Below are 24,425 nucleotides of genomic sequence, written 5' to 3' on the forward strand. Positions count from 1 at the left end.
GCCGGGACTAAACACCTAGTGGTGACTTTTCCCGTTATATGCTGTGCAAGCAAATCACCGCAATAGCTGGCCATGGCCACACCATTGCCGTGATAAGCCAGCGATGCCCATATTCGTTGCTGGCTGGTGATTTTTCCGACAAACGGCCGATAGGATTGTGACAGACAGGCAAGACCATTCCAGTGGTGGGTGATTTCTATATTGCGCCATGCTGGAAACATGGTGTGAAATTCACGAATTAATGTGGCACGGGCCTTTTTCTGCCCGTCTGGTGTGGCGTTAAGGCCGCCGCGGCCGCCAAACATGAAACGCCCGTCAGGCAATTTACGAAAATAATGCAGCAAAACTCGTGTATCATAGGCCATCATATCGCTGGTCCAGCCTTGCGCGCGCCATTCGCTGTCGCTTAGCGGGCGGGTAACCAGAATGCCCGATATGACAGGCAATAACCGCCCGGCCAGCCATTGGGGCAGGTTTTCAGCACTGTATCCGTTGGTGGCGATGATGGCGTGGTCTGCGGTGATGCGGCAATCCCCGCATTGCAGGATGACGTTTGCGGGGGTTTCATCAATGTCTTGAATTTCCGCCTGTTCGAAAATCTGAACACCTGCGGCAAGGCAGGCCTTGTGCAGCGCAGCAAGATATTTGAACGGATGAAGGCCAAATCCTGCTTTTACATGCAACCCTCCTGCAACACCATTGGCATTCATACCCATTTCGCGTAACGAATCTGCAGTGTGAAATGTACTTTTGATATCGGTGAAATGGCTTAATTCGCGCGCTTCTTCGTGTAAGTCTTCAATGCGGCTGGCTTTGTGGGCCAAGACCATTTCGCCGTCAGAATGGCGATCGACATTTGCCTGCCAATTTGAAATGCGGTGGGCAACCAGGTCAATCGCGGCGCGCTGGTGGGTCGCAAACTGGCGGCTGGCGTCCTCGCCAAATTGTTTTGCCAATATACCAAATGAATGAATTGACCCACCCAGACAGCAAAACCCGCCATTGCGGCCAGATGCACCCCAGCCCGGGCGACCCGCTTCAAATACCGATACTGATCGCCCTGATTGTGCAAGGCGCAAAGCCGCCGATAACCCGGTATAACCACCCCCAATGATAGCGATGTCGGTTTTCAGGGTATCGGCGGTGGGGGCTACCTGACAGGCGGGAAGGGCACCTACGCTATCTGCCCAAAAGCTGCGGGGAAGCGTGGTTGTTTGGTAAGCGTCTGGTTCATACAGACGGCGAAGGGGCGATGCAGTTTGGGGCATATCTGGTTTTCACCATTATTGGCAAATATGAATGACGCGGCGCAGGATAAGGCAGTTTTGATAATGGGCGTCGCTATCTTTCGTAATTGGCATGATTTTGGCTGCGCGGGACGTATAATCATTTGAGCATAAAGCAAACAGATTAATCCTTCCCATGGCACCGGAATACGAGCCTGATTGTTGTGACAAAATAAAACACCCGGCACAATCATGATCATGCCGGGTGTTCGCAATGGCGCCAATCGGTAAAGTTTACATCACGCCAATCTTTTTGGCCGTAGCATCAAAGGCCGCACGGGCACGTTTGACAACTTCGTCAACTTCATCCTGGCTGATAATCAGCGGTGGTGATAGCACCATGCGGTCACCACAGGCCCGCATGATAACGCCATTCGCAACACAGAAATCACGGCAAATGGTGCCAACAGTGCCGGGTTTATCAAAACCTTTGCGGGTTTTCTTGTCGGCCACCAGTGGCATGCCGGCAATTAACCCGACACTTTCAACGGCACCAACCAACGGGTGGTCTTCCAGTGTCGCCAGTTGTTTACGGAAATACGGGCCAATATCATCGCGTACCCGCTCGATCATTTTTTCGTCGCGAATGATGCGAATATTTTCAAGCGCGACCGCCGCTGATGCCGGGTGCCCCGAATAGGTAAAGCCGTGGGTGAATTCTCCGCATTCATTGATAAGAACATCGGCAACACGGTCACCAACCATAACAGCCGAAATCGGCAAATAGCCTGACGACATGCCCTTTGCCATCGGCATCAGGTCGGGTTTGATATCAAAAGTATCGGACCCAAACCAGTTGCCGGTACGACCAAAGCCGCAAATGACTTCGTCAGCAATCAGCAAAATATCGTATTTCTTGCAAATACGCTGAATTTCGGGCCAATAGGTTGATGGTGGAATAATGACGCCGCCCGCGCCCTGGATCGGTTCGCCGATAAAGGCACCGACATTTTCCGCGCCCAGTTCCTCGATTTTCGCTTCCAGCTTTTGTGCGGAGATCAAACCGAATTCTTCGGGGGTGTAATCACCACCTTCGCCGTACCAGTACGGCTGATCAATATGCACTACATTGGGCAGCATCGGACCGCCCTGTGCATGCATTCCGGCCATTCCGCCCAGGGATGCTCCTGCTACGGTTGATCCGTGATAGGCATTTTTGCGGCTGACAATATAGTTTTTGTCCGGCTTGCCTTTCAGGTTCCAGTATTGGCGGACCATCCGAACAACGGTATCATTCGCTTCGGACCCTGAATTGGCATAAAAAACATGGTTCATATGCGCAGGCGTAATTTCAGCCAGAACCTTTGAAAGTTCGATCACCGGTTCATGCGCGCATTGGAAAAAGTTATTGTAGTACGGCAGTTCAAGCATTTGCTTATAGGCTGCTTCTGCCAGTTCCTTGCGACCATAGCCGATATTGACGCACCACAGACCTGCCATGCCATCAAGGTATTTGTTACCGTCGCTGTCTTCAATAAAGACACCTGATGCCGATTTGATAATGCGCGCGCCGCGTTTGTTCAGATCGGCCGTGTCGGTAAACGGATGGATATGGTGTTGTTGGTCAAGATTTTGCCAATAGGCAGTTTTTTCGGGCTTGTTCATGACTTCTCCTGACGGCGTAACAGGGCTTTCTTGTCCGAAATGTCGAACGTTTGAACCAAGTGTTCGTTTTTTTGAACACCTTTGCAAGTGATAAATTTATTCGCACGTCATAAGAATTAGTGGCGGGTTTTCACCGATGTGGTTTGATATAACCTTGTTGTCGGGTGTGGTTCTGTATTTAAGGTAACTCTGTAATTTGGGGAACTTGAACGATATATCGAACGAAGGCTTGACCGTTTTGATGCGGCGCGGCACGATGACAATGTTATGACATAAATGAACAGCCGTGCAGGGAGTATTAGACGATGAACACGTCGTTCGTCGAAGACAGTAGGGCGGAAGCCCAGCGGTTTTTTGAGGCAAATCCTGATATTGAACTGGTTGAGTTGTTGCTCCCGGATATCAATGGGGTTTTTCGTGGCAAGCGTGTCACGAAAAACAAGTTCCTCAAAAGCTACGGCGAAGGCATTAATATGCCGGGGTCGATCTGTCTGGTCGATATTACCGGGGATAACCCGGAAGGAACCGGTCTTTTATGGTCCAGTGGAGACCGTGACAGTGTTGCCAAACCGATTACGGGCACACTTCATCGTGTTCCCTATGGGGAACAGGCGCTGGCACAGGTTATGGTCTCGCTTTACGATCTGGATGGAGAGCCATTTTTCGCTGATCCGCGTAATGTGTTGCAATCTGTCGTAAATCGTTTGGCTGCAGACGGGTTTTACCCGACTGTGGCGCTGGAACTGGAATTTTATCTGGCTGATCAGAACGAAACCGGGCGGCCCATTCCACCCGCACCTCTTGATGGCAGTTATGCGTCCGACGGTATTCAGGTTTATGGCCTTCAGGAAATTGAAAATTTTGACCGGGTTTTGCACGATGCTGTAAGCGAGTTAAACCGGCAGGGTATTCCGGCCGATACGATTGTTGCAGAAGCAGGCCCCGGCCAGTTTGAGATTAATCTCGGCCATGTCAGCGACCCGATGGAAGCTGCGGATCACGCCATGCAGCTTAAACGCGTTGTCAAAGGCATCGCCTGGGACAACAAGGTGACAGCAACCTTCATGGCAAAACCGTATTCTGATCAGGCGGGCAACGGGCTGCATATTCATGTCAGCTTGCGTGATGCCGAAGGAAACAATGTTTTCAGCCCGGTTGGTGACGAAGAAGTTTCCGATCTGTTGAAAAATGCCATTGGTGGCTTGCAGGCATCCATGTTTGAAAGCATGGCTGTTTTTGCTCCCAATCCGAATTCCTATCGCCGGTTTCAGAATAAGGCCTATGCGCCGATGTCGCCGAACTGGGGCCTGAACAACCGGACTGTGGCGTTGCGTGTCCCTGCGGGCAATGCCAAGGCCGCACGGGTAGAACACCGGGTTTCAGGGGCCGATGCAAACCCGTATCTGGTGTTGGCATGTGTGTTGGCCGGTGTTCATTATGGTTTGAAAAACAAGCTTGACCCTGGTGAACCGGTTGAAGGCAATGGCTACGAGCAAAACAATGGCCTGGTTGTGCCGCGCAGCATGATTTCGGCATTGGACCATTTTGTGAATGGCAAGATCATGCGCGATTATTTGGGTGAACAGTTTGTCGAGGTGTTCGATGTTTGCCGCCGTGCCGAGTATGACGAGTTTTTTGCCGAGGTCACACCGCTGGAACATCGTTGGTATCTGGACGCCGTTTGAGTGTCGGGATTGCCGGTGCCGAGGATAAAAAGATGAGCCACAAGGTCGGAGATCGTCTGAAGGCAATCCGGAATATGTATGGTCTGTCGCAACGTGAACTGGCACGACGTGCCGGGGTGACAAACAGTACGATTTCCACCATCGAGCAAAACCGGGTTAGCCCGTCGGTAGACTCGCTGGCAAAGGTGTTGCAGGGCATACCGATTACGATGATAGATTTCTTCACCATTGATATCGACAATGGTGAAGAAATTTTCTTTAAACGCGATGATCTGGTTGAACTGTCCGACGGCACAATGTCGATGCGTTTGGTCGGGGCAACCCGCAAGGATCGGCAGTTGCGCGTTTTGCACGAAATTTACCCGGTCGGTGGTGATACCGGCAGTAAACTGATTGTGCAAAAAGGCGAAGAGGCCGGTGTTGTGGTGCGAGGCAAACTTGAAGTAACGGTTGGCGATCGGGTGCAGATATTAAGTGCCGGAGATGCCTATTATTTTAATGCCGAAATTCCGCATCGGTTTCGCAATTCGGGTGACGTTGAATGCGAAGTGGTCAGTGCCGCAACACCACCGTCATACTGAATTCACAATTATGCGCAAGCAAGGTGCGGCACACTAAAGGCCAGCCCTGCGAAAGGAGTTATCCCATGACAAGCCCCCTTAGTTTTGAAGCCCTTAAATCGCAGGCCAGCAGCCTGAGTTTCCGTAACAAGGCGTTTATCAACGGTGATTATGTTGATGCGCTGTCGGGCAAGACATTTGATTGCATCAGCCCGCGTGATGGCGCGGTTCTGACCAAAATTGCCGAATGTGACCTGGCCGACGTGGATCGTGCGGTTGTGGCGGCACGGGCCGTGTTTGAAAAAGGTAGCTGGTCGGAAGCATCGCCTGGCACGCGCAAGGCGGTGATGATGCGATTTGCCGACCTGATGGAAAAACATGCAAGCGAACTGGCCCTGCTCGAAAGCCTTGATATGGGCAAGCCGATTACGCTGGCTGTGCGTGATGATATTCCTTTGTCCTATAAATGCATTCGCTGGTACGCCGAAGCAATCGACAAGATTTACGACGAAATTTCGCCATCTGACCCGCATTCGATCGGTATGATTACGCGCGAACCATTGGGCGTCGTTGCTGCTGTGGTGCCATGGAATTTTCCGTTGATGATGGCGGTGTGGAAATTGGGCCCGGCCTTGGCGATGGGGAATTCGATTATCCTTAAACCGGCAGAGCAATCGTCCTTGACCGCACTTCGCGTGGCTGAATTGGCGGTTGAAGCAGGTTTGCCCGAAGGTGTTTTGAATGTGGTGCCCGGGTTTGGCCCGACCGCGGGCAAGGCCCTTGGCCTGCACGAAGATGTGGACTGTATTGCCTTTACCGGGTCGGGCGAAGTGGGCAAGCTGTTTTTGCAATATGCGGGGCAGTCCAACATGAAGCGGGTGTGGCTGGAATGTGGGGGCAAAAGCCCAAATATTGTTCTGGCTGATTGCCCGGACCTGGACGCGGCAGCAGAAGCAGCGGCAGGCGGTATCTTTTATAATCAGGGTGAAGTCTGTACGGCAGGGTCACGTTTGATTGTCGAAGAATCAATCAGGGATGAACTGATTGAAAAAGTGATTGCGGCTGGCAAAGCCATGCAGCCGGGCGACCCGTTGGACCCTGCCAGCGAAATGGGCGCTATTGTGGATGAAACCCAGATGAACCGGGTTTTGGGTTATATTGAAAAGGGCCAGTCCGAAGGGGCGCGCTTGTCTATGGGGGGCAAGCAGGTGCGGACCGAAACGGGTGGTTATTACGTTGAACCCACGGTGTTTGACGGCGTTAACAATGATATGACCATTGCGCGGGAAGAAATTTTTGGCCCGGTCCTGTCGGTGATTTCAGTTGCCGATTGGAAAGAAGCCGTTAAAACCGCCAACGATACGCCTTACGGGCTTGCTGCAGCGGTCTGGACCAGCGACATCAACAAGGCGCATCTCGCAGCACGCAAATTGCGGGCCGGGCTGGTTTGGGTCAATTGCTGGGATGGCGGGTCGATGACCATGCCGTTTGGCGGCTATAAACAGTCTGGCACCGGTCGTGACCGGTCGCTTCATGCACTGGACAAATATTGTGAAATCAAGTCGACCTGGATTGCACTGGGCGACGCCTGAGATTGAAAGGGCGGATTAAAAATGAGCAGTACCGGCGTCATTGACACCAAAGGCGGCGATAACGCCTTTACCGCAAAATCGGTGCATCAAAACACCAGCGAGCCGATGTATTCCGGTGCGTTGTCTTTTATGCGCCGCCGTTATAGCCGCGATCTCAATGGTATTGATGTGGCGGTAACGGGTGTACCCTATGATTTGGCAACATCAAGCCGCCCGGGCACACGTCTTGGGCCGCAGGGCGTGCGCCGTGCGTCGGCGAACCTTGCATGGGCACCGCACTTTCCCTCGGGCCGCGATATTTTTGCCGAACTGGCCGTGATCGATTACGGCGATATGGTGATTGATCCTGGTCATCCGGAAAAACTGCCGGAAATGATCGAGGATCATGCACGTGATATCGTGCAGTCGGGGGCCAAAATGCTGACGATTGGCGGTGATCATTTTATCAGCTATCCGATCCTCAAGGCCCATGCAGAAAAATATGGTGATGGCATTTCGCTTATTCAGTTCGATGCCCATTCCGATACCTGGGAAGATGATGGCGACCGGATCGACCATGGCACTATGTTTTGGCACGCGGCACAGAAGGGCATTGTCGATCCGTCAAAATCGATCCAGGTGGGTATTCGTACCCACAATGAATCAACGCACGGGTACAACATTTTGTACGGCCCCGATGTGCAGGCGATGTCGATTGCGGAAATTGTTACCCGTATCAAGGAAACAGTTGGTGATCGCCCGACCTATATCACCTTTGATATCGACGGGCTTGATCCGTGCTATGCGCCAGGTACCGGAACACCGGTTCTGGGCGGATTAACCAGCCACCAGGCGGTGTCGATTTTGCGCGGGCTTGAAGGCATCAATCTGATCGGTAGCGACGTGGTTGAAGTGTCTCCTCCGTTTGATGTGTCCGACATTACCTCGCTTGCCGGGGCGACAATGGCGTGGGAAATGCTGAATTTGCACGCGGCAAATAAGAAATAATCGCTAAACCTTCTGTTGATGCGTTTAAAAATGGCCGGTGTCCGGGTAGGATGCCGGTCGTTTCTTTTTTACGCCACAACAGGATGATGCCATGCAATCGGTTTCGATTTCGCTGCTGACGATCTGCGGTATTGAAGAACTTCCCAGCCATGCTGAACGCAAAGTAACCCATATTTTGTCGGTGCTGGACCCGGAAACCCCGGACCCGGAAGCCTTTCAGAACTTTGCGCCGCATGAACGCACGATTTTGCGGTTCCATGATATTATCGAGGACCGGCCGGGCATGGAAATGCCCCGGCGCGACCACGTGGAAAAAGTGCTGGCCTTTGGCGATGAACTGGCGAAATCCTGCGATTTGCGCGAAGACGGGCATTTACTGGTGCATTGCCATATGGGGGTTTCACGATCAACGGCATCAATGGCAATGTTGATGGCACAGGCCCAGCCTGAAATTTCCGAGGATGACCTGTTTGAACAGATCGTTTTCATTCGCCCCCAGGCCTGGCCCAATTCCGTTATGATTGACTATGCCGACGATATCCTGGGCCGTGAAGGCCGTTTTAGTGCAGCACTTCGTCGTCATTATGGCCGCCAGATCAAACGCGATCCGCATTTTGTAACCTGGATGACCGAAATTGGCCGCAAACGCGAAGTCGATATGGCGACCGATTGAAATTTGTACTGATTGATCAAGCCGTTGTCTGGTGCAGCGGCTTTTTCTTTGCGCGGCGGATTGAATCGATTAAAAGAAGGCAGTCCCACACCGGTAACGTTACAGGTCGGTTTTATACCGGCGAAAAAAAGCGGAGAATATAGATGACGGCAAAAGCAGTTTGCCTTGGCGAGTTGTTGATTGATTTTGTGCCGACAGTCACCGGCACAGGACTTGCCGACGCGCCAGCCTTTGCCAAGGCTGCCGGTGGGGCGCCGGGCAACGTGGCTGTGGGTTTGCAACGGCTGGGCATTGAAACCGGCTTTATTGGCAAGTTGGGTGATGATGCCTTTGGGCATTTTCTGGTTGATACGTTGAAAGCCGACAATGTTGATACATCGGGCATTGTTTTGACCAAGGAAGCCTTAACCGGGCTGGCGTTTGTGTCGTTGCGTGCGGATGGGGAACGCGAATTTTCGTTCTATCGTTCGCCCTCGGCCGATATGCTGTTGTCACCGGCTGACCTTGATACCGGAATGCTGACCGGGTGCGAGCTGTTTCATTACGGCACATTGTGCATGATTGATGATGACCCGCGTGCTGCAACCTTGCGCGCCATTGAAATTGCCCGTGAAGGCGGCGCGATTATTTCGTGTGATCCCAACTTGCGTTTGCCACTGTGGCCCAACGAGGACAAGGCACGCGAAATTTTACGCCTGGCGATTTCAAAAGCCGATATTGTTAAAATTTCGGATGATGAAGTGACATTCCTGACCGGTGAAGAAGACTTTGAAGCCGGGGTCAAGCAGCTGTGGTGTGATCACTGGAAACTGGTTATCGTGACCATGGGGTCAAAAGGCAGCCGGTTTTATACCACCCGGTGGAATGGTTTTGCCGAACCCTTTTCAGTAACATCGGTCGATGCGACAGGGGCGGGCGATGGTTTTACCGCCGGGTTTTTGTCACGTTTGTTAAAAAACAGCGAATTGTTATCGTCGGCGGAACAGGTTAAGGCTGCGTGTCGTTTTGCCAATGCGGTTGGTGCGTTAACTGCAACCAAGCGCGGGGCCATTAACGCCTTGCCGACGGAAAGCGAAGTTTTGACATTTATGGCTGCGGTCTGATTTCGTTATTTAATCAAAATATTCAATATAGGGCGATTGTTCACAGGATCGCCCTATATTGTCTATAGACTGTCCCACACAGTATTGCACCGGCCACACGGCCCAACGACCTGTAAATCGAGGATAGCATGTCGACAGACCATTTAAGCGAATGCTGGGAAAACCTGAAACAGATTGGTGAAGATGTTTCCGCCAATCTGAACCTGCGTGAAGCCTTTGCCGAAGATCCGGCGCGTTTTTTGCGCTATCATTCCACACTGGATGATTTATTTGTCGATTATTCCAAAAATCTGATCACCGACAATGTGTTAAATGGCCTTCTTGAGCTGGCAAAAGAGGCGGGCGTTATTGATTGGCGCGACCGGATGTTTGCGGGCGAACGTATCAACATTACCGAACACCGTGCCGTATTGCACACCGCCTTGCGCAACCTGGATGGCGATGCCATTGAGGTGGATGGCGAAGATATTATGCCCGGCATCAAGGATGTTTTGGCCCGCTTAAAGGACTTTGCCAGCCGTGTTCATAATGGACAATGGCAGGGACACACGGGTAAAAAAATTACCGATGTGGTCAATATTGGTATTGGCGGGTCCGACCTTGGCCCGGTGATGGTGAATGAGGCCCTGAGGCCCTATCATATTGACGGGATTACCTGCCATTTTGTTTCCAATGTCGACGGGGCCCATATTGTTGATACGCTAAAGGGCCTGGATGCGGAAACAACCCTGTTTATCATCGCTTCAAAAACCTTCACTACCGATGAAACCCTGACCAATGCCTATTCTGCGCGGTCATGGCTGGTGAATGCGCTTGGCGATGATGCGGCAGTGGCAAAGCATTTTGTTGCGGTTTCAACAGCGCTGGATAAAGTTGCCGAATTTGGCATTGATACTGAAAATGCCTTTGGTTTCTGGGACTGGGTTGGTGGCCGCTACAGCCTGTGGTCGGCTATTGGTTTGCCGATTATATTGGCTGTTGGTTATGACCGGTTTGAAGAAATGCTACGCGGCGGTGCCGCAATGGACGAGCATTTTAAAACGGCTCCGCTGGCGGAAAATATTCCGGTTATTCTGGGGTTGATCGGGGTGTGGTATCGCAACATTCTAGGGGCATCCAGCCACGCTATTTTGCCCTATGACCAGCATTTATCGCGTTTGCCGGCTTATTTGCAGCAAGCCGATATGGAAAGTAATGGTAAATCTGTTACCCGCGATGGCAAGCCGGTACAAACTTCTACCGGGCCGGTGATCTGGGGCGAACCTGGTACGAATGGGCAGCATGCCTTTTATCAGTTGATCCATCAGGGAACCGAACTTATCCCGGTTGATTTTCTGATTGCGGCAAAACCGCTTCATGACTTGCAAAATCACCATGACAAACTGGTGGCCAATTGTTTTGCCCAGGCTGAAGCCCTGATGGTTGGTAAAACCGAAACAGAAGTGCGCCAGGAGCTTGATTTACAAGGTATAGCTGCCGATGAAATCGATGTTTTAGCACCGCATAAGGTTTTTGCCGGGAATAAACCCAGCACCATGATCCTGTATCGCCAGTTGGACCCGTTCACGCTGGGGCGGTTGATTGCCATGTATGAACATAAGATTTTTGTTCAGGGTGTTGTTTGGAATGTAAATTCCTACGACCAGTGGGGTGTTGAACTTGGCAAACAGTTGGCAAAGGAGCTGTTGCCGATGGTGCAAGGGGCTGAAAGTGCAGACCAGCGCGATGCCTCGACCGCAGGCCTGATTGCAGAATTGCGAACGTTGCAATCCTGATCTTTCCGGGTTTTCTTGGATTTTACAAAGGCAGCGCAATACGTGGCGCTGCCTTTCTGTTTGGGCTGCAGTCGCACAAGTTTTAATACGAAGACGCACTTATCGGTCATTGGATAGATGCGTTGGCGTCGGGCGGCCCGTGCGGCGAAAGGCAAGGGCTTTGTCGAGCCCGACCGCCGATTGAGGGGCTTGTTGGCCGGTTTTGATCAACAAGCTTTGATATAGCAGGCACGGACTATTTACAAACCGCCATGATTGCACGGGCAGCTGATTCGCCGCTTTGAAACGCAGCTTCGATCCTTGCGCCCATGCACCAGTCGCCAGCGGCAACGATCCGGCCATCAAGCGATGACAGGTGACTTTGGCCCAGTGGCTTGATTGTGCGGGCATAACGCCAGCGATGGGCTTGCCGCATGACAATTGGCGGGGTGGTGATGTTCATGTCTTTAAACAATGATTGCAGGCGGGTTTCTATCAGATGGCCGACTGTTTCGGCGTCATTTTCCAGATGGTCCTGTGACCACTGTGGGGATGCGTGAATTGTCCAGCGGTCAAACATATTGTCTGGTGCTGCGGAAGGCGCGTTATTCGGGTTACGTCCGATCCATGCAATATCGGGATGGGCATCGGGTAAAACATCAAAACCCGTTGCTGCCTTGTTTTGGAATGCGATCATGACAGCCCAGCAAGGTGCCATTGTAACATCGCCAATGCCATCAAATCTGGGCGACAATGGCATGAGAATTTCGGCGCATTGCGGTGCGGGTATGGCAACGATAACGCCGTCAAAGATGCCGTGGGACTGTGGTTTTATACGGTGCCCGGAACGTGGTCCTTCCTGACTGAACAGTTCGAACTGTTCATTATCCAGTGGGCGGATTGCGGAGATGCGGGTGTTTTTATTGATGGTAAAACCACAATCAAGAGGTGCCACCAGATTGTTCATTGCCGGCGTGCCACGGAACCAGCCAGCATTGCTATCTTGATGGTTTTGCCTGTCGAGCGAGCCACCAGGTATGGAACGGGTGTTATTGTTTTGCTGTGGCACATGGGGTGTAGGAACCCATTGTTCTGCGGCACCTTTTTGTTGGGCCATTTTCAGGTATTTGATAAAATCAGGGTGGCGGGCCGTGGCAAATTGCGCACCGTGATTAAATATTCCAAAATCGCTACGCCGTGTTGCCAGTCGACCACCAAGGCCCCGGCTTTTTTCAAAAACATGCACGTCCAGACCTGCCAGGTGAAGAATGCAGGCTGCGTTTAACCCGGTAATGCCCGCTCCGATCACTGCAATTTTTTGTAAGGTCATGGTAAATGCGTTTCCTGTTGAAAATGCTACCTTTCTAATACGGTTCAGTGGCGTGAATGGCGCACAGCATTTGCAAAGATATTTATCAAAGCATCATATTACGGTCATGAAACTGTTACGCCCTTGTCCCATTGTGCGTGGCTTAACAAATTTCATTAATACAAAGGGCCAAGTCATGCGTCGTTCCATATTGCTGGCAGGTGTTGCCATTTCGGGCTTTTTATTGGCCAGCACAGGTAATGCAGCACAAATGAAAAACGACATTTCATTGCGTAGCGCCAACAGCCCGCTACATTCGCTGTCGATTACGCCGCTGGGTGAATATCGGACACAATTGTTTGATGAAGGTGGTGCTGAAATTGTTACGTTTGACGGGGCTAGCAAACGGGCATTTGTCGTCAATGGTGGCGATAAGGGAATTGATATTCTTGATTTGGCCGACCCGCTGAATGTGCGCAAAATTTCGACAATCGACCTGGCAAAATGGGGTAAGGCAGCCAACAGTGTTTCGGTACATGATGGGCTGGTTGTTGCAGCAGTTGAAAACACCGACAAGCAAGCACCTGGAAAGGCCGTTTTTTTTGACGTTAATGGTCACTTCAAAGCAGCCGTAACGGTTGGTGCACTGCCAGACATGATTAAATTTACTCATGACGGTAAATATGTGCTGGTAGCCAATGAAGGTGAACCGAATGACGCATTTGATAACGACCCGGAAGGAAGCGTTGCCGTTATTTCTGTGCCGTCGGATATTTCTAAAATTACAGATGAAAATGTCAGATTTGCCACCTTTGAGGGGCTAAATAATATTGATTTGCCGGTTGGCATGCGCACGGCAAATCCCGGTACATCCAGCGTCGCCCAGGATGTGGAGCCGGAATATATTGCGGTTAGCGCCGATGGCAGCAAAGCTTATGTGACATTGCAGGAAAACAACGCTATCGCGATTGTTGATATTGCAACCGCACGTGTGACGGATGTTGTTGGCCTTGGTTTTAAAAACCATTCTGTAAATGCCCTTGATGCTAGCAACAAAGATGATGCCATCAATATAAAGCCGTGGCCGGTGTTTGGCATGTATATGCCTGACACTATTGATGGTATTGAAATTGATGGGAAAAACTATTTTATTATCGCCAATGAAGGCGATTCTCGTGATTATGCCGGGTATAGCGAAGAGGCTCGCATTGGCGATTTAAAGTTGGACCCAACGGCGTTTCCTGATGCGAAAACATTGCAGGAAAAGAAAAATCTTGGCCGCCTGAAAGTCACAACGGCACAGGGTGACGTGGATGGGGACGGTGATTTTGACCAGCTTTATACCTTCGGCGGGCGGTCATTTTCGGTACTGAACGAGCAGGCCGGGATGATTTTTGACAGCGGGGACCAGTTCGAACAATATCTGTCTGCGCATTTTGCGAAGAATTTTAATTCTGACAGCAGTGAAAATGGCAGTTTTGATGATCGTTCGGATGATAAAGGCCCGGAACCGGAAGGGGTTACCAGTGGCTATGTCAACGGTACACCCTATGCATTTATCGGTTTGGAACGTCAGGGCGGTTTTATGGTTTATGACCTTACCAACCCTGCAAACCCGCAATTTGTGACTTATCATACCGACCGCAAATTTGATGGGGATCCCAAAAATGACAGTGCAGGTGAACTGGCCCCCGAAGGTATGTTGTTTATTGATGCTGATAACAGCCCAACCGGTAATGCGATGTTGGTGATCGCCTCGGAGGTTTCGGGTAGTACCAAGGTTTATGACCTTAAATAAAATTCCGCCCGGCCCATAAGTGCTGTACGGATAGAAGTGTTTTAATGGCGGGCCAGGTTTTAATTTGGCTCGTCATTTTTGCCTGTGAAGTGAAATTGGCAGGGGGACACACGCAGAATGCTTCAAATTGTTACAAAAACCGACTACACTCCGCCGCAATCGGCCAAAGCCATTGATTTTACAGGAGACAGAGCCTGAATTCCCGTCGTGAACCCCATATTCTTGTTGTCGATGATGACCAGGAAATACAGAAACTGTTGAAAAAGTTTCTGATGCAGCACGGATATCGTATGACCACGGTTTCCGACGGGACGGAAATGCGCAAGGCATTGCGGGACTGGAATATTGATCTTTTGATTCTCGATATCATGCTGCCCGGCGAAGATGGCTTTGCCCTGTGCCGGGACGTGCGTCGCACCTCGAAAATTCCGATTATCATGCTGACTGCTGTTGGCGAGGATACCGACCGGATTTTGGGGCTGGAACTGGGCGCAGATGATTATTTGACCAAACCGTTTAACCCGCGTGAATTGCTGGCGCGCATTCGTGCCATTTTCCGTCGGGCCGAAACCGGCACGACGGAAATTGTTGAAAACAGTTCCGAAAAAGTTCGTTTTGGTAATTGGGTGCTGAATTTGGGATCGCGGGAATTGCGCGATGCGGATGACGTGGTCGTTCATTTATCAACCGGAGAATTTTCTCTGCTGCGTGCCCTGGTAAAGCATAACAAGCGCCCGTTATCGCGCGACCAGCTGGTTGATATTGTTCGCGGGCAAAGTTCGATCCCGTTTGATCGCAGTATTGATATTCAGATCAGCCGGTTGCGGCGTAAAATTGAAAAAGATGCCAAAAACCCGAAACTGATAAAAACTGTGCGCGGTATTGGTTATCAGTTTTGCGCCGACGTTTCCCCGCTTTAGGCCGGAGGGCAGGCGGTGCAGGGTGTATTGGAAAAATCCCGCAGGTTTAAACCGCGCACTTTGGGCGGTCGCATTTTTTTGATCATGATGATTGGCGGGCTGATTATTGCCGGGCTTGCCAGCATGGCATCAATTTACGTTATTGACCGCTCGGAACGCATCAGCAAAGCCTATACGCTGGGTTTTACCATTCGTGAGCTGGTACTGATTGCGGAAAACCCCGAATTGCGCGGCAACGCCCGCAATGTTGGTGCGCAGGATGGCCTTCATGTCGAATTGTTGCCAGTACAGGAAGTCGAAAGCCTGCTTTTGTATTCGCGCCCGGCCCAGCATATTGCCATGCCGGTGCGGTTGGGGGATGCAGGATGGCCCAGTGCGGTGAAAGTTCATTTTCGACACGGAAGGCTTAGTGTTGAACAGCGCGACGTGATTGAACAAGCCAAAAGCCCCAGTCTGTTTTTTGCCCAGTTATCCCGCGAAATTGCCCGGTTGGGGTTAAAGGCCCAGATCGAGCTTACCCTGCCATCGGGGCGCCGTATGATGCTGTCTCATGCCCGGTTATGGAACGATTATGCGTCGCCCTCGGTTGTATTTATTATGTTTTTGGTGGGCGTTATTGCCGTTCTGGCAGTATTTGCCGCATTGGCCGATTTGTTGGCGGGACCATTTAAAACACTGGCAAGCGCCATTCGCAAAAATGGTGACGAGGTTGAAGGCGAACCAGTTGAAGAACGTGGCCCAACCGAAGCGCGATCAATGGCGGAAGCCTATAATGCCCTACGTCAGCGCATAGCCCGGATGCTGGAAGATCGCACCCGGATGCTGGCTGCCATCTCGCATGATTTGCGGACACCCAGCACAAGGTTGCGGTTGCGGGCCGAATTTATTGATAATGATGAATTACGTGAAACCGTGTTGCGTGACCTTGATGAAATGGATGAACTTCTAAGTGACGCACTGGATTTTCTGGGTGACTGGATTCACAAGGAAGAGGAACGGACTGTCGATTTTACATCTGTTCTTGAAGCCATTTGTGATGACTACGCCGATTTGGGGCGCCCGGTGATGTTTGAAGGGCCGAAGCCGCTAACATTTAATCTGGTGAACACCGTGTTTGGCAGCAAAAATGATGAAGCCCATTCGTTTGGAGATAAACGCAGTATTCGCCTGACCTGCCGGGCGGGCACATTGAAGCGGGCCTTTACCAACCTGATTAACAATGCGCTGAAATATGGTCATCGGGCCTATGTTAGCCTGGATGCTACCGCAGATGACGTTATTGTGGTTATTCATGATGAAGGACCGGGCATCCCCGAAGACGAACAGGACAAGGTGTTTTTGCCGTTTTACCGGGTTGAAGGATCGCGTGCGCGCAGCACTGGCGGGAGCGGGCTGGGACTATCGATTGTGAAAACAGTCATTGATGCACATGAGGGGCATATTACCCTTGGCAATATGCCCCGTCGCGGGTTGAAGGTCACGATAAGGCTGCCCCGCAAAGTACAAATGCAGGCACCGTCTGGCAGTTAAATTACCAGACGGTTACGGTATGATGGGCCTGCTCACGAATTTCGGACATCGCGTAAAAAGGCATCGACTTCACGTTGAATGTGCGCAGCACGTTCACTTAGATCGCGGGCAGATCCCAAAACGTCCTTTGATATTTCACCCGTTTCCAAAACAACCTGGTTGGCCTGGCCGACATCATCGGCGGCGCGCCGGGTGGTGGAATTGGCAGCTTGGGCATTTTGTGAAATTTCGCGTGTGGCCGATGCCTGCTGTTCGATGGCATCCGACAAATTGGCCGTGATTGCATCTAGCGCACCGATGGTATCGCTGATTGCCTTTATTTCGCCGCGGGTTTCTTGTGTTGCGGTTTGAACCGCTTTAACACGGGTTTCTATATCCGCTGTTGCCTTTGCTGTCTGGTCCGCCAGATGTTTGACCTCGTTGGCAACAACGGCAAAACCTTTACCGGCGTCGCCAGCGCGGGCTGCTTCGATGGTGGCATTCAAGGCCAGCATATTGGTTTGGGTAGCGATATCGGAAATCAGGGTAATAACATCGCCAATTTCAATGGCAAGCTGGTTAAGCTGATCCATGCTTTGGGCGGAATCTTCGGCCCGGGCCGAGGTTGATTTGGCAATATGGGTGGATTCACTTGTTTGACGGCGAATTTCACCAATAGAGGCCATCAGCTGTTCGGCAGCGGCCGCAACTGTTTGTACGGATGATGCCGTTTCCCGCGTGGCGCGTGCCGCACTATCGGAACGTTCGGCACTTAATGTGCTGTGTTTGCCCAGACTTTCAGCTGACTGGTGCATGGTTTGGGCGGCAACGCCAATATCACTGGCAAGCGATTTGATCCGTTTTTCAAAATTGTCTGCCATGGCATTAAGTGCGTTTTTGCGTTCCTGTGTTGCCTGTACACGCTGGTTTTCCTCGCGGTCGTTGGCAACACGAATTTCAGCGGCATTATTACGGAAAACCTCTAATGTACGGTTCATTGCCGAAATTTCGTCGGAACCTTTGTCTTCAATGGTGATGTCGGTATTGCCATGGGCAATTTCATTCATGGCGTTGCGCATGCCTTCCAGCCGCGCAATCAGGCCGCGCCCAACATACAGCCACGCAAGCAACCCGGCAAAAACCAGTGATGCAATGCCAATGGCGATTAAGGCCCACCGTCCCTGAATGATAACCCTGGTTGATTGTTCTTCCACCGCACGGGCCTGCTTTCCGGCGGCGGTTGCAACTCCCTGAACTCCCATTGTTTCAACGGTTTCACGCACATTGTTCAGTTCGTTTCCAGCCGTTTGGCGGGCTTCAATTGCTGTGTGTTGCGGGCCGATGATAACATCGGGTACGCCCAGTTTTTGTGCTGCTGATATTAAATCAGCCTGGTTTTTAAGGGTGTTTGATAATTGGTTGGTGGTTTTACCAATGTCGCCGAGGCGGTTTGAAAGTTCGTTAAGGACGGCCATGTCGGGGGTGGCTGCCGCCTGATTTTGATAGCCGATGGCTAGATTGCCAACGGATTCAAGCCGGGCCATTGTAATGAGGGCCGTCAAGTCGTGGTTTAATAATCCGCCCAGATCAGACTGGGTTTGTTGCTGGATGCTGGCTGTTTTGGTGCGCAAACTTTCATCGGCCGCATTTACCACAGGTAAAATGGCGTCACGAAAAGCGGTTTGTGTGGCTAATAATTCGGTTTTGCGGTCATTGGCAAGTCGCGACCAGGTTGTTGTCGCCCGTTCGATGGCATCAAGTTCCTGTTTGCGCAAGTCAAACAACCCGCCGCGTGTGCTTCCCAGTTTGAAAAAATCACCAATTGGCTTTTTAAGGGTGGGCGCAATTGTTTCGGGGATTTTACGATTGTCGCGGTAAAATTTCAGAAACTGTTTTTTGAATTCTTTGGCCTGGTCTGCGGTTTGCGATGCGGTTCCGGCAACCATCAGGGCATAGGCCTCGGCGACCAGTGCGTTTAAATGAAACCGTTCAGCATCGGGTAGGGAAAGACCATTGACCGATTGATTAAGGCTGCCGAAGGTTTCGTGTAATTTGGCTTCCAGTCCTTCGCGGGCATTGCGAAAAACAGCACTGGATTGCGTTGTTGCCGTGATTTCGTTTTGGCGAATGGCGAAGATATTGTTGTTACCCTGCCCAAACCCGATCAGGGTTTCCGTAATCTGTTGCAGGTCCGGCGAGCCTGAGGCGCCGCCTAATTCTTGCAATTGCTGACTGGCGGCGTCAAATTTGGTTTGTAGTTCGTTTAACAGGGCAGGGCTTGCGGCATTTGCAGCCTCGATGAGCAAGCCCACCACCCGGTTTCCTTCTGCTTGCAAGGTCAGGGTCGTGCGTAGCGTACCAACTTCGTTGGAAATAAGTTGGTCAAGGTTTTTGCTGGCAGTTGCAATGACGTTATTGCTGTTATTAACCAGGTTGGCATTTGCCGCATCAATATGCTGGCTAACCTGTTTGCGAAACTCGTCGTGCTGATTGCGCAGCGCGGCGATGTTTTGTGTGACCTGATTATCATTTTTCTGCCGGGTTTGTGCCGCCGAGATCAGGGATGATAAATGTGGGCGCAATTGCCCGGCATCTTTTTCAAGGTCGGTGCCGGTTGTTGCTTCTTCCAGCTTTTCCATCCGGCTGATAGCCCGTGTCGACAGACTTTGAATATCAGCCTGGGGGTTGGTTGCCATTTCGGATGCCAGAACAGCAATCGCGTTGCTTTCGTCGGCCGCTTTTAAGGCCGATGTCACAGAGGATGTGTGAGTAACTTCATTTAGCGAAGAGGCAATCCGCTCGATTGATATAATGCCAACGATTGCGGCAATTGCAGTCAGTGCTGCCATTGCGCCAAAAGATGCCCCCAATTTAAAACGTATTCCTGCACCTTTGGTGCGGTTCGGGGTGGTCATATGTCGTTCCTCCCTAAAAGAACGTATTTTTTATGTGTTATTTATACGCACGATAAATGCCGGTTCTAATTGACCAGCTTGCTTATCAGCGCATTCACAATAGCAAAAATAATGGCGGGTGGCCCCCAGAACCACCCGCCATTCAGATCAGATCCGAAGTTCCGTTGTTGGATCAAACAGACTGATCTGATTCATATCCGCAGAGAATGTCATCATTTCTCCGGGGTTTGTCGCGCGGTCCGGTCTGACGCGGGCGACGATTTCCTTTCCACCAAGATTGATCACCGTCATGGTGTCGGCACCGGTGGGTTCAATGACTTCGACTTTGGCATCGAAATTGACATATTGGCTGCCGGGTTTATCCGACCCTGTGCGTTTGTGGGTCAGCCCTTCGGGGCGAATACCAAAAACAACATCCTTGCCAACCCAGGACTTATAGCTTTCCGGGCTGTTTTCAAGCAGCGGCAAAACAACTTTTTGGCCGTTATTGTCAAACGTCACGGCAATTTTACCGTTATCGTCAACCAGTTTGGCTTCAATGAAATTCATCGACGGCGAGCCGATGAAACCGGCAACAAACATGTTGTTCGGTTTTTCATAGATATGTTGCGGCGTATCGAACTGTTGCAGGATGCCGCCTTTCATCACGGCAATGCGTGATGCCAGGGTCATGGCTTCGATCTGGTCGTGGGTTACGTAAACGATGGTGGACCCAAGACGATGATGAAGTTTTTTGATTTCGGTACGCATATCAACGCGCAGCTTGGCATCCAGGTTTGACAATGGTTCGTCAAACAGGAAAATGTCCGGGTTCCGCACCAGTGCACGGCCCATGGCAACACGCTGACGCTGACCACCGGAAAGCTGGGACGGTTTGCGGTCCAGCAGGTTTTCGATTTGTAGCAGGCGAGCGACATCATCGACGGCCTTGTCACGTTCGGATGCCGAAACACCCCGAATTTCAAGACCAAAGGTGATGTTTTTGCGAACTGTCATGTTGGGATAAAGCGCATAGGACTGGAACACCATGGCGATGTTACGATCCTTGGGATGCACGTTATTGATAACGCGATCACCAATGCGAATTTCACCGTCAGACGATGTTTCCAGACCGGCTATCAGGTTAAGCAGGGTCGATTTGCCGCAGCCAGACGGGCCAACAAGAACGAGAAACTCGCCGTCTTCAATCGCCAGATTGATTTCTTTGAGGACCTCGACAGATCCGAAAGTCTTGCGGACTTTATCAAGGGTGAGTGATGCCATTTCTTTATCCCTTCACCGAACCGGCGGTCAGGCCACGGACGAAATATTTACCTGCCAGCACATAGACAAGCAGTGTCGGAAGCCCGGTCAGCAATGCTGAGGCCATATCAACGTTGTATTGCTTAACGCCCGTCGTGGTGTTGACGATATTATTGAGGGCGACAGTCATCGGTGCACTGCCACCAGAACTAAACGAAGCACCGAACAGGAAGTCATTCCAGATCTGGGTAAACTGCCAGATGATGGAAACAACAATGATCGGGCCGGAAATCGGCAGGATGATCCGCCAGAAAATGGTAAAGAAACCGGCACCGTCGATGGTTGCCGCTTTGACCAGTTCATCCGGGATCGACACGTAGTAATTGCGGAAGAACAACGTGGTAAAGCACAGGCCATATACCACATGGACCAGAACCAGCCCCATGGTTGAATTGGCGATACCAAGTTTGCCCAAGGTCACTGACATTGGTAAAAGCACAACCTGAAAAGGCACAAAGCAGCCAAACAACAACATGGCAAAGACGATGTTCGCGCCCTTGAACCGGAATTTGGTCAGGGCATAGCCGTTTAACGCCCCAAGGATGGTCGAGATCAAAACTGCCGGAATGGCCATCTGGACCGAGTTCCAGAAGAAGGTTTTGATGCCTGAGCATTCAACACCCACGCAGGCTTCGTTCCAGGCATAATTCCAGGCGTCGAAGGTAACTACACGGGGTAGGGAGATGAGCGATCCTTCGCGAATTTCCGTTAGTGATTTCAGCGATGTCGTAATCATCACAAATAACGGAAACAGGTAATAGATCGAAAACAGGATCAGAACCAGATAGAGCAGGCCGCGCAAGAGGGTATGTTTTAACCCTGAATCCTGACCGTAGGTTTGGAGATCAGCCATTTTTCTTGCCCCCGCGCAGTTCGGAATACAGATATGGCACAATGATCGCCATCACGGTTGCCAGCATCATCATGGCACTGGCGGCACTGATGCCCAGCTGGTTACGCTGGAAGGCCATTGTGTACATGAAGGTTGCCGGAAGATCGGATGAATAACCTGGTCCACCACCGGTAAGGGCAATCACCAGGTCGAAACTTTTGACTGCCAGATGGGCAAGAACGACGATTGCGCTTAGAAATACCGGGCGGATCGAGGGAATGATAATGCCGAAATAAATACGTGGCAGGCTTGCACCATCCATATAGGCAGCACGGATAATGTCCTGATCTACGCCGCGCAGGGCGGCAAGGAACATGGCCATGATAAAGCCCGATGCCTGCCAGACGGCGGCAATGACAACTGTGTAAATCGCAAAATCGGAATTCACCAGCCAGTCAAACTTGAAACTTGCCCATCCCAGATCATGCATCATCTTTTCAAGACCAAGACCGGGATTGAGGATCCATTTCCATGTGGTGCCGGTCACAATGAAGGACAGCGCCATCGGGTAAAGGAATATTGTTCGCAGAACGCCTTCTGCCCGGATGCGCTGATCAAGCAAAACAGCCAGCAGGCAGCCCAGGAAAAGGCAGATAACGATAAAAAGACCGCCGAAAATCAGCAGGTTTTCGATGGCAACATGCCAGCGTTCCATTTGCCACAGGCGTTCATATTGCCGCAGCCCGGCCCAGTCATAGACCGGCATCATGCGCGATTTGGAAAACGCCATCCAGGCGGTCCAAATAATGAAGCCGTAGACGAAAAACAGGGACGCCGCAAAGGATGGTGCCACAACGATCTTGGACAGATTGCGTTGCAGGCTGGCCATCAGGTTGCTTTCGGTGCTTGAAGAAGCCCCCATGCCCTTTGCCTCAAAATAATTAAAAGATAAGGGAAGCTGGCCCCGAAACCGTGTTTCGGGGCCAGTGATTATTGCCAGATCGGCAATGCGGATGCGATCTTAAGATCAGTCTTTGGCAAGCTCGATTGCTTCAGCAAGGCGGTTGACCGCTTCGTCCGAAGACATATCCGAGTTGAAGTGTGCCGTTACGACGTCAACAATGGCGCCCGAGAGATGACCGGGCAGTGCCATGCCATGTGCCATTGACGGCAGGAAACCACCGGTTTTTTCGTCAGCAGCCATGTCGGCAGCCGATTTTTTGGCGCAATCGTCAAAATCATCCAGTGACACACCGGTACGTGCCGGGATCGAACCCTTGAGAAGGTTGAAGGTTTTCTGGAATTTTTTGCCGACGATCAGCTCGGCCAGAAGTTTTTGACCTTCGATTTTGTCTTCGCCGTCAACTTTGAACATTGCAAAGCTGTCAGTGTTAAACAAGAAGCCATTGCCATTGTCAGCCGGGGTTGCAGAGCAAAGGAAGTCTTTGCCCGGGACTTTACCCGCTGCAAGGAATTCGCCTTTTGCCCAGTCGCCCATGATTTGCATGGCGGCTTTGCCATTCATAACCATGGCAGTTGCCAGGTTCCAGTCACGACCCGGGAAGTCCGGATCAACATAACCGCGGATCTGGCGCATTTCGTCGAACACTTTTTTCATGGTGTCAGATTTGAGTGCGTCTTCGTCGAGGTCTACCAGAGCTTTCTGGAAGAATTCCGGACCACCCATGCCAAGGACGACGGTTTCAAAAATCGTCGCGTCCTGCCACGGCTGACCACCATGTGCCAACGGCGTAATGCCGGCAGCTTTCAGTTTGTCTGCCAGGGTGTTGAATTCTGCCCAGGTTTTCGGTCCTTCCTTCGCGCCGACTTTTGCCAGCAGTTCCGGGTTTGACCAAATCCAGTTGACCCGGTGAATGTTCACCGGAACGGCGACATAATCACCCTTGTATTTCATGATGTCCTGGATGCGCTTGGGAATGACTTCATCCCAATTTTCTTTTTTTGCGACATCATCCAGGTTTGCCAGTGCACCCTGTTCGGCCCATTCCTGAATGGACGGGCCTTTAAGCTGTACGGCACTTGGGGCATCGCCGGAAAGAACGCGTGACCGCAGAACAGTCATTGCAGCATCGCCAGCGCCGCCCGCTACCGGGCTGTCCTGCCATTTGCCACCGTGTTCCTCGAAATCCTTTTTCAGGGCTGCAACAGCTTTTGCTTCTCCGCCCGAAGTCCACCAATGCAGGACTTCGGCGGTCGGTTCTGCATGTGCCAACGATGCAGAAGCAAGTGCGGCAATACCGACACTGGCAGCGAGAATGGATTTGCTAAGTTTCATTTAGGGTTTCCTCCCTGGTTTTAAACCAATTGCAGCGACACCATGCTGCGAGAGGGCCTTTATTGCATCCACAAAACTGTAACAGGTCGTTTCTGGATATGGATTTGAAATGTATTGTTACAAAAAATACAATTCCATCATGATTATAATGGGATTCAGGCAATGTTGATTAGTACATTTTACAGAATGGTAGTTTGCACGCGTGGGAATAAATGCGGCAGGTGCCGGTTTTCTGTTGTTATCGTGCAATGAGCCGAAGCGGGTAGGGCATTTTACACTACATGTAACAAAAGTAGTTC

General features: G+C 51.2%; 18 protein-coding genes. 10 read left to right on the forward strand and 8 right to left on the reverse strand.

The features are described 5' to 3' along the window. Positions 1–1,268, reverse strand: a 1,268-nt coding sequence (locus THS27_RS14320; protein WP_139835591.1) for an FAD-binding oxidoreductase, incomplete at its 3' end; no start/stop codon positions are given. A 252-nt stretch (positions 1,269–1,520) separates the two neighbouring features. After that, positions 1,521–2,891 carry an aspartate aminotransferase family protein gene (locus tag THS27_RS14325; RefSeq protein WP_085592020.1) on the reverse strand — a complete coding sequence of 457 codons (1,371 nt, stop codon included), beginning with the start codon at positions 2,889–2,891 and terminating at the stop codon, positions 1,521–1,523. A gap of 305 nt (positions 2,892–3,196) precedes the next feature. Here THS27_RS14325 and THS27_RS14330 point away from each other — a divergent pair, with 305 nt between their 5' ends. From THS27_RS14330 to pgi, 7 genes are all read left to right on the forward strand, one after another. Continuing rightward, complete coding sequence (locus THS27_RS14330; protein ID WP_085592021.1) at positions 3,197–4,576, forward strand: glutamine synthetase family protein; 1,380 nt, start codon at positions 3,197–3,199, stop codon at positions 4,574–4,576. 32 nt (positions 4,577–4,608) lie between these two features. After that, complete coding sequence (locus tag THS27_RS14335; protein ID WP_085592133.1) at positions 4,609–5,157, forward strand: cupin domain-containing protein; 549 nt, start codon at positions 4,609–4,611, stop codon at positions 5,155–5,157. A 65-nt stretch (positions 5,158–5,222) separates the two neighbouring features. Then, positions 5,223–6,728 (forward strand): aldehyde dehydrogenase, encoded by a 1,506-nt coding sequence (locus THS27_RS14340; protein WP_085592023.1) that lies wholly within the window; start codon positions 5,223–5,225, stop codon positions 6,726–6,728. A 21-nt stretch (positions 6,729–6,749) separates the two neighbouring features. Then, positions 6,750–7,715 (forward strand): agmatinase, encoded by a 966-nt coding sequence (speB, locus tag THS27_RS14345; protein WP_085592025.1) that lies wholly within the window; start codon positions 6,750–6,752, stop codon positions 7,713–7,715. A gap of 91 nt (positions 7,716–7,806) precedes the next feature. Then, positions 7,807–8,388 carry a tyrosine phosphatase family protein gene (locus tag THS27_RS14350; protein ID WP_085592027.1) on the forward strand — a complete coding sequence of 194 codons (582 nt, stop codon included), beginning with the start codon at positions 7,807–7,809 and terminating at the stop codon, positions 8,386–8,388. 143 nt (positions 8,389–8,531) lie between these two features. Next, on the forward strand, positions 8,532–9,491 hold the full coding sequence (locus tag THS27_RS14355; protein WP_085592029.1) for a PfkB family carbohydrate kinase: 960 nt from the start codon (positions 8,532–8,534) through the stop codon (positions 9,489–9,491). 128 nt (positions 9,492–9,619) lie between these two features. Beyond that, positions 9,620–11,266, forward strand: a complete 1,647-nt coding sequence (gene pgi / locus THS27_RS14360; protein ID WP_085592030.1) for a glucose-6-phosphate isomerase — start codon at positions 9,620–9,622, stop codon at positions 11,264–11,266. 235 nt (positions 11,267–11,501) lie between these two features. Here pgi and THS27_RS14365 read toward each other — a convergent pair whose 3' ends face one another. Further along, entirely contained in the window at positions 11,502–12,575 is a 1,074-nt protein-coding gene (locus THS27_RS14365; protein ID WP_085592032.1) for an NAD(P)/FAD-dependent oxidoreductase, read from the reverse strand. A gap of 175 nt (positions 12,576–12,750) precedes the next feature. Between THS27_RS14365 and THS27_RS14370 the strand changes: the two genes are divergently transcribed. The 3 genes from THS27_RS14370 (at position 12,751) to THS27_RS14380 (ending at position 16,802) form a co-directional block, all read left to right on the forward strand. Further along, positions 12,751–14,352 (forward strand): choice-of-anchor I family protein, encoded by a 1,602-nt coding sequence (locus THS27_RS14370; RefSeq protein WP_246832966.1) that lies wholly within the window; start codon positions 12,751–12,753, stop codon positions 14,350–14,352. Positions 14,353–14,546: 194 nt separating this feature from the next. After that, complete coding sequence (locus tag THS27_RS14375; RefSeq protein WP_085592034.1) at positions 14,547–15,272, forward strand: response regulator; 726 nt, start codon at positions 14,547–14,549, stop codon at positions 15,270–15,272. Positions 15,273–15,287: 15 nt separating this feature from the next. Continuing rightward, positions 15,288–16,802 carry an ATP-binding protein gene (locus THS27_RS14380; RefSeq protein WP_246832967.1) on the forward strand — a complete coding sequence of 505 codons (1,515 nt, stop codon included), beginning with the start codon at positions 15,288–15,290 and terminating at the stop codon, positions 16,800–16,802. 32 nt (positions 16,803–16,834) lie between these two features. On the opposite strand, the gene THS27_RS14385 is transcribed toward THS27_RS14380, so the two are convergent. From THS27_RS14385 to THS27_RS14405, 5 genes are all read right to left on the reverse strand, one after another. Continuing rightward, positions 16,835–19,696 carry a methyl-accepting chemotaxis protein gene (locus THS27_RS14385; RefSeq protein WP_085592036.1) on the reverse strand — a complete coding sequence of 954 codons (2,862 nt, stop codon included), beginning with the start codon at positions 19,694–19,696 and terminating at the stop codon, positions 16,835–16,837. A 147-nt stretch (positions 19,697–19,843) separates the two neighbouring features. Continuing rightward, complete coding sequence (locus tag THS27_RS14390; RefSeq protein ID WP_085592038.1) at positions 19,844–20,959, reverse strand: ABC transporter ATP-binding protein; 1,116 nt, start codon at positions 20,957–20,959, stop codon at positions 19,844–19,846. A gap of 4 nt (positions 20,960–20,963) precedes the next feature. Then, positions 20,964–21,851, reverse strand: coding sequence for a carbohydrate ABC transporter permease (locus THS27_RS14395; protein WP_085592040.1), 888 nt, complete (start codon positions 21,849–21,851; stop codon positions 20,964–20,966). Then, complete coding sequence (locus THS27_RS14400; RefSeq protein WP_085592042.1) at positions 21,844–22,752, reverse strand: carbohydrate ABC transporter permease; 909 nt, start codon at positions 22,750–22,752, stop codon at positions 21,844–21,846. The genes THS27_RS14395 and THS27_RS14400 overlap by 8 nt, the downstream gene beginning before the upstream one ends. Before the next feature lie 105 nt (positions 22,753–22,857). Next, entirely contained in the window at positions 22,858–24,126 is a 1,269-nt protein-coding gene (locus tag THS27_RS14405) for an ABC transporter substrate-binding protein (protein WP_085592044.1), read from the reverse strand. Positions 24,127–24,425: the final 299 nt, after the last annotated feature.

Origin of the sequence: Thalassospira sp. MCCC 1A01428 (assembly GCF_002115825.1) — a bacterium.
In the GTDB taxonomy this organism is placed as follows: domain Bacteria; phylum Pseudomonadota; class Alphaproteobacteria; order Rhodospirillales; family Thalassospiraceae; genus Thalassospira.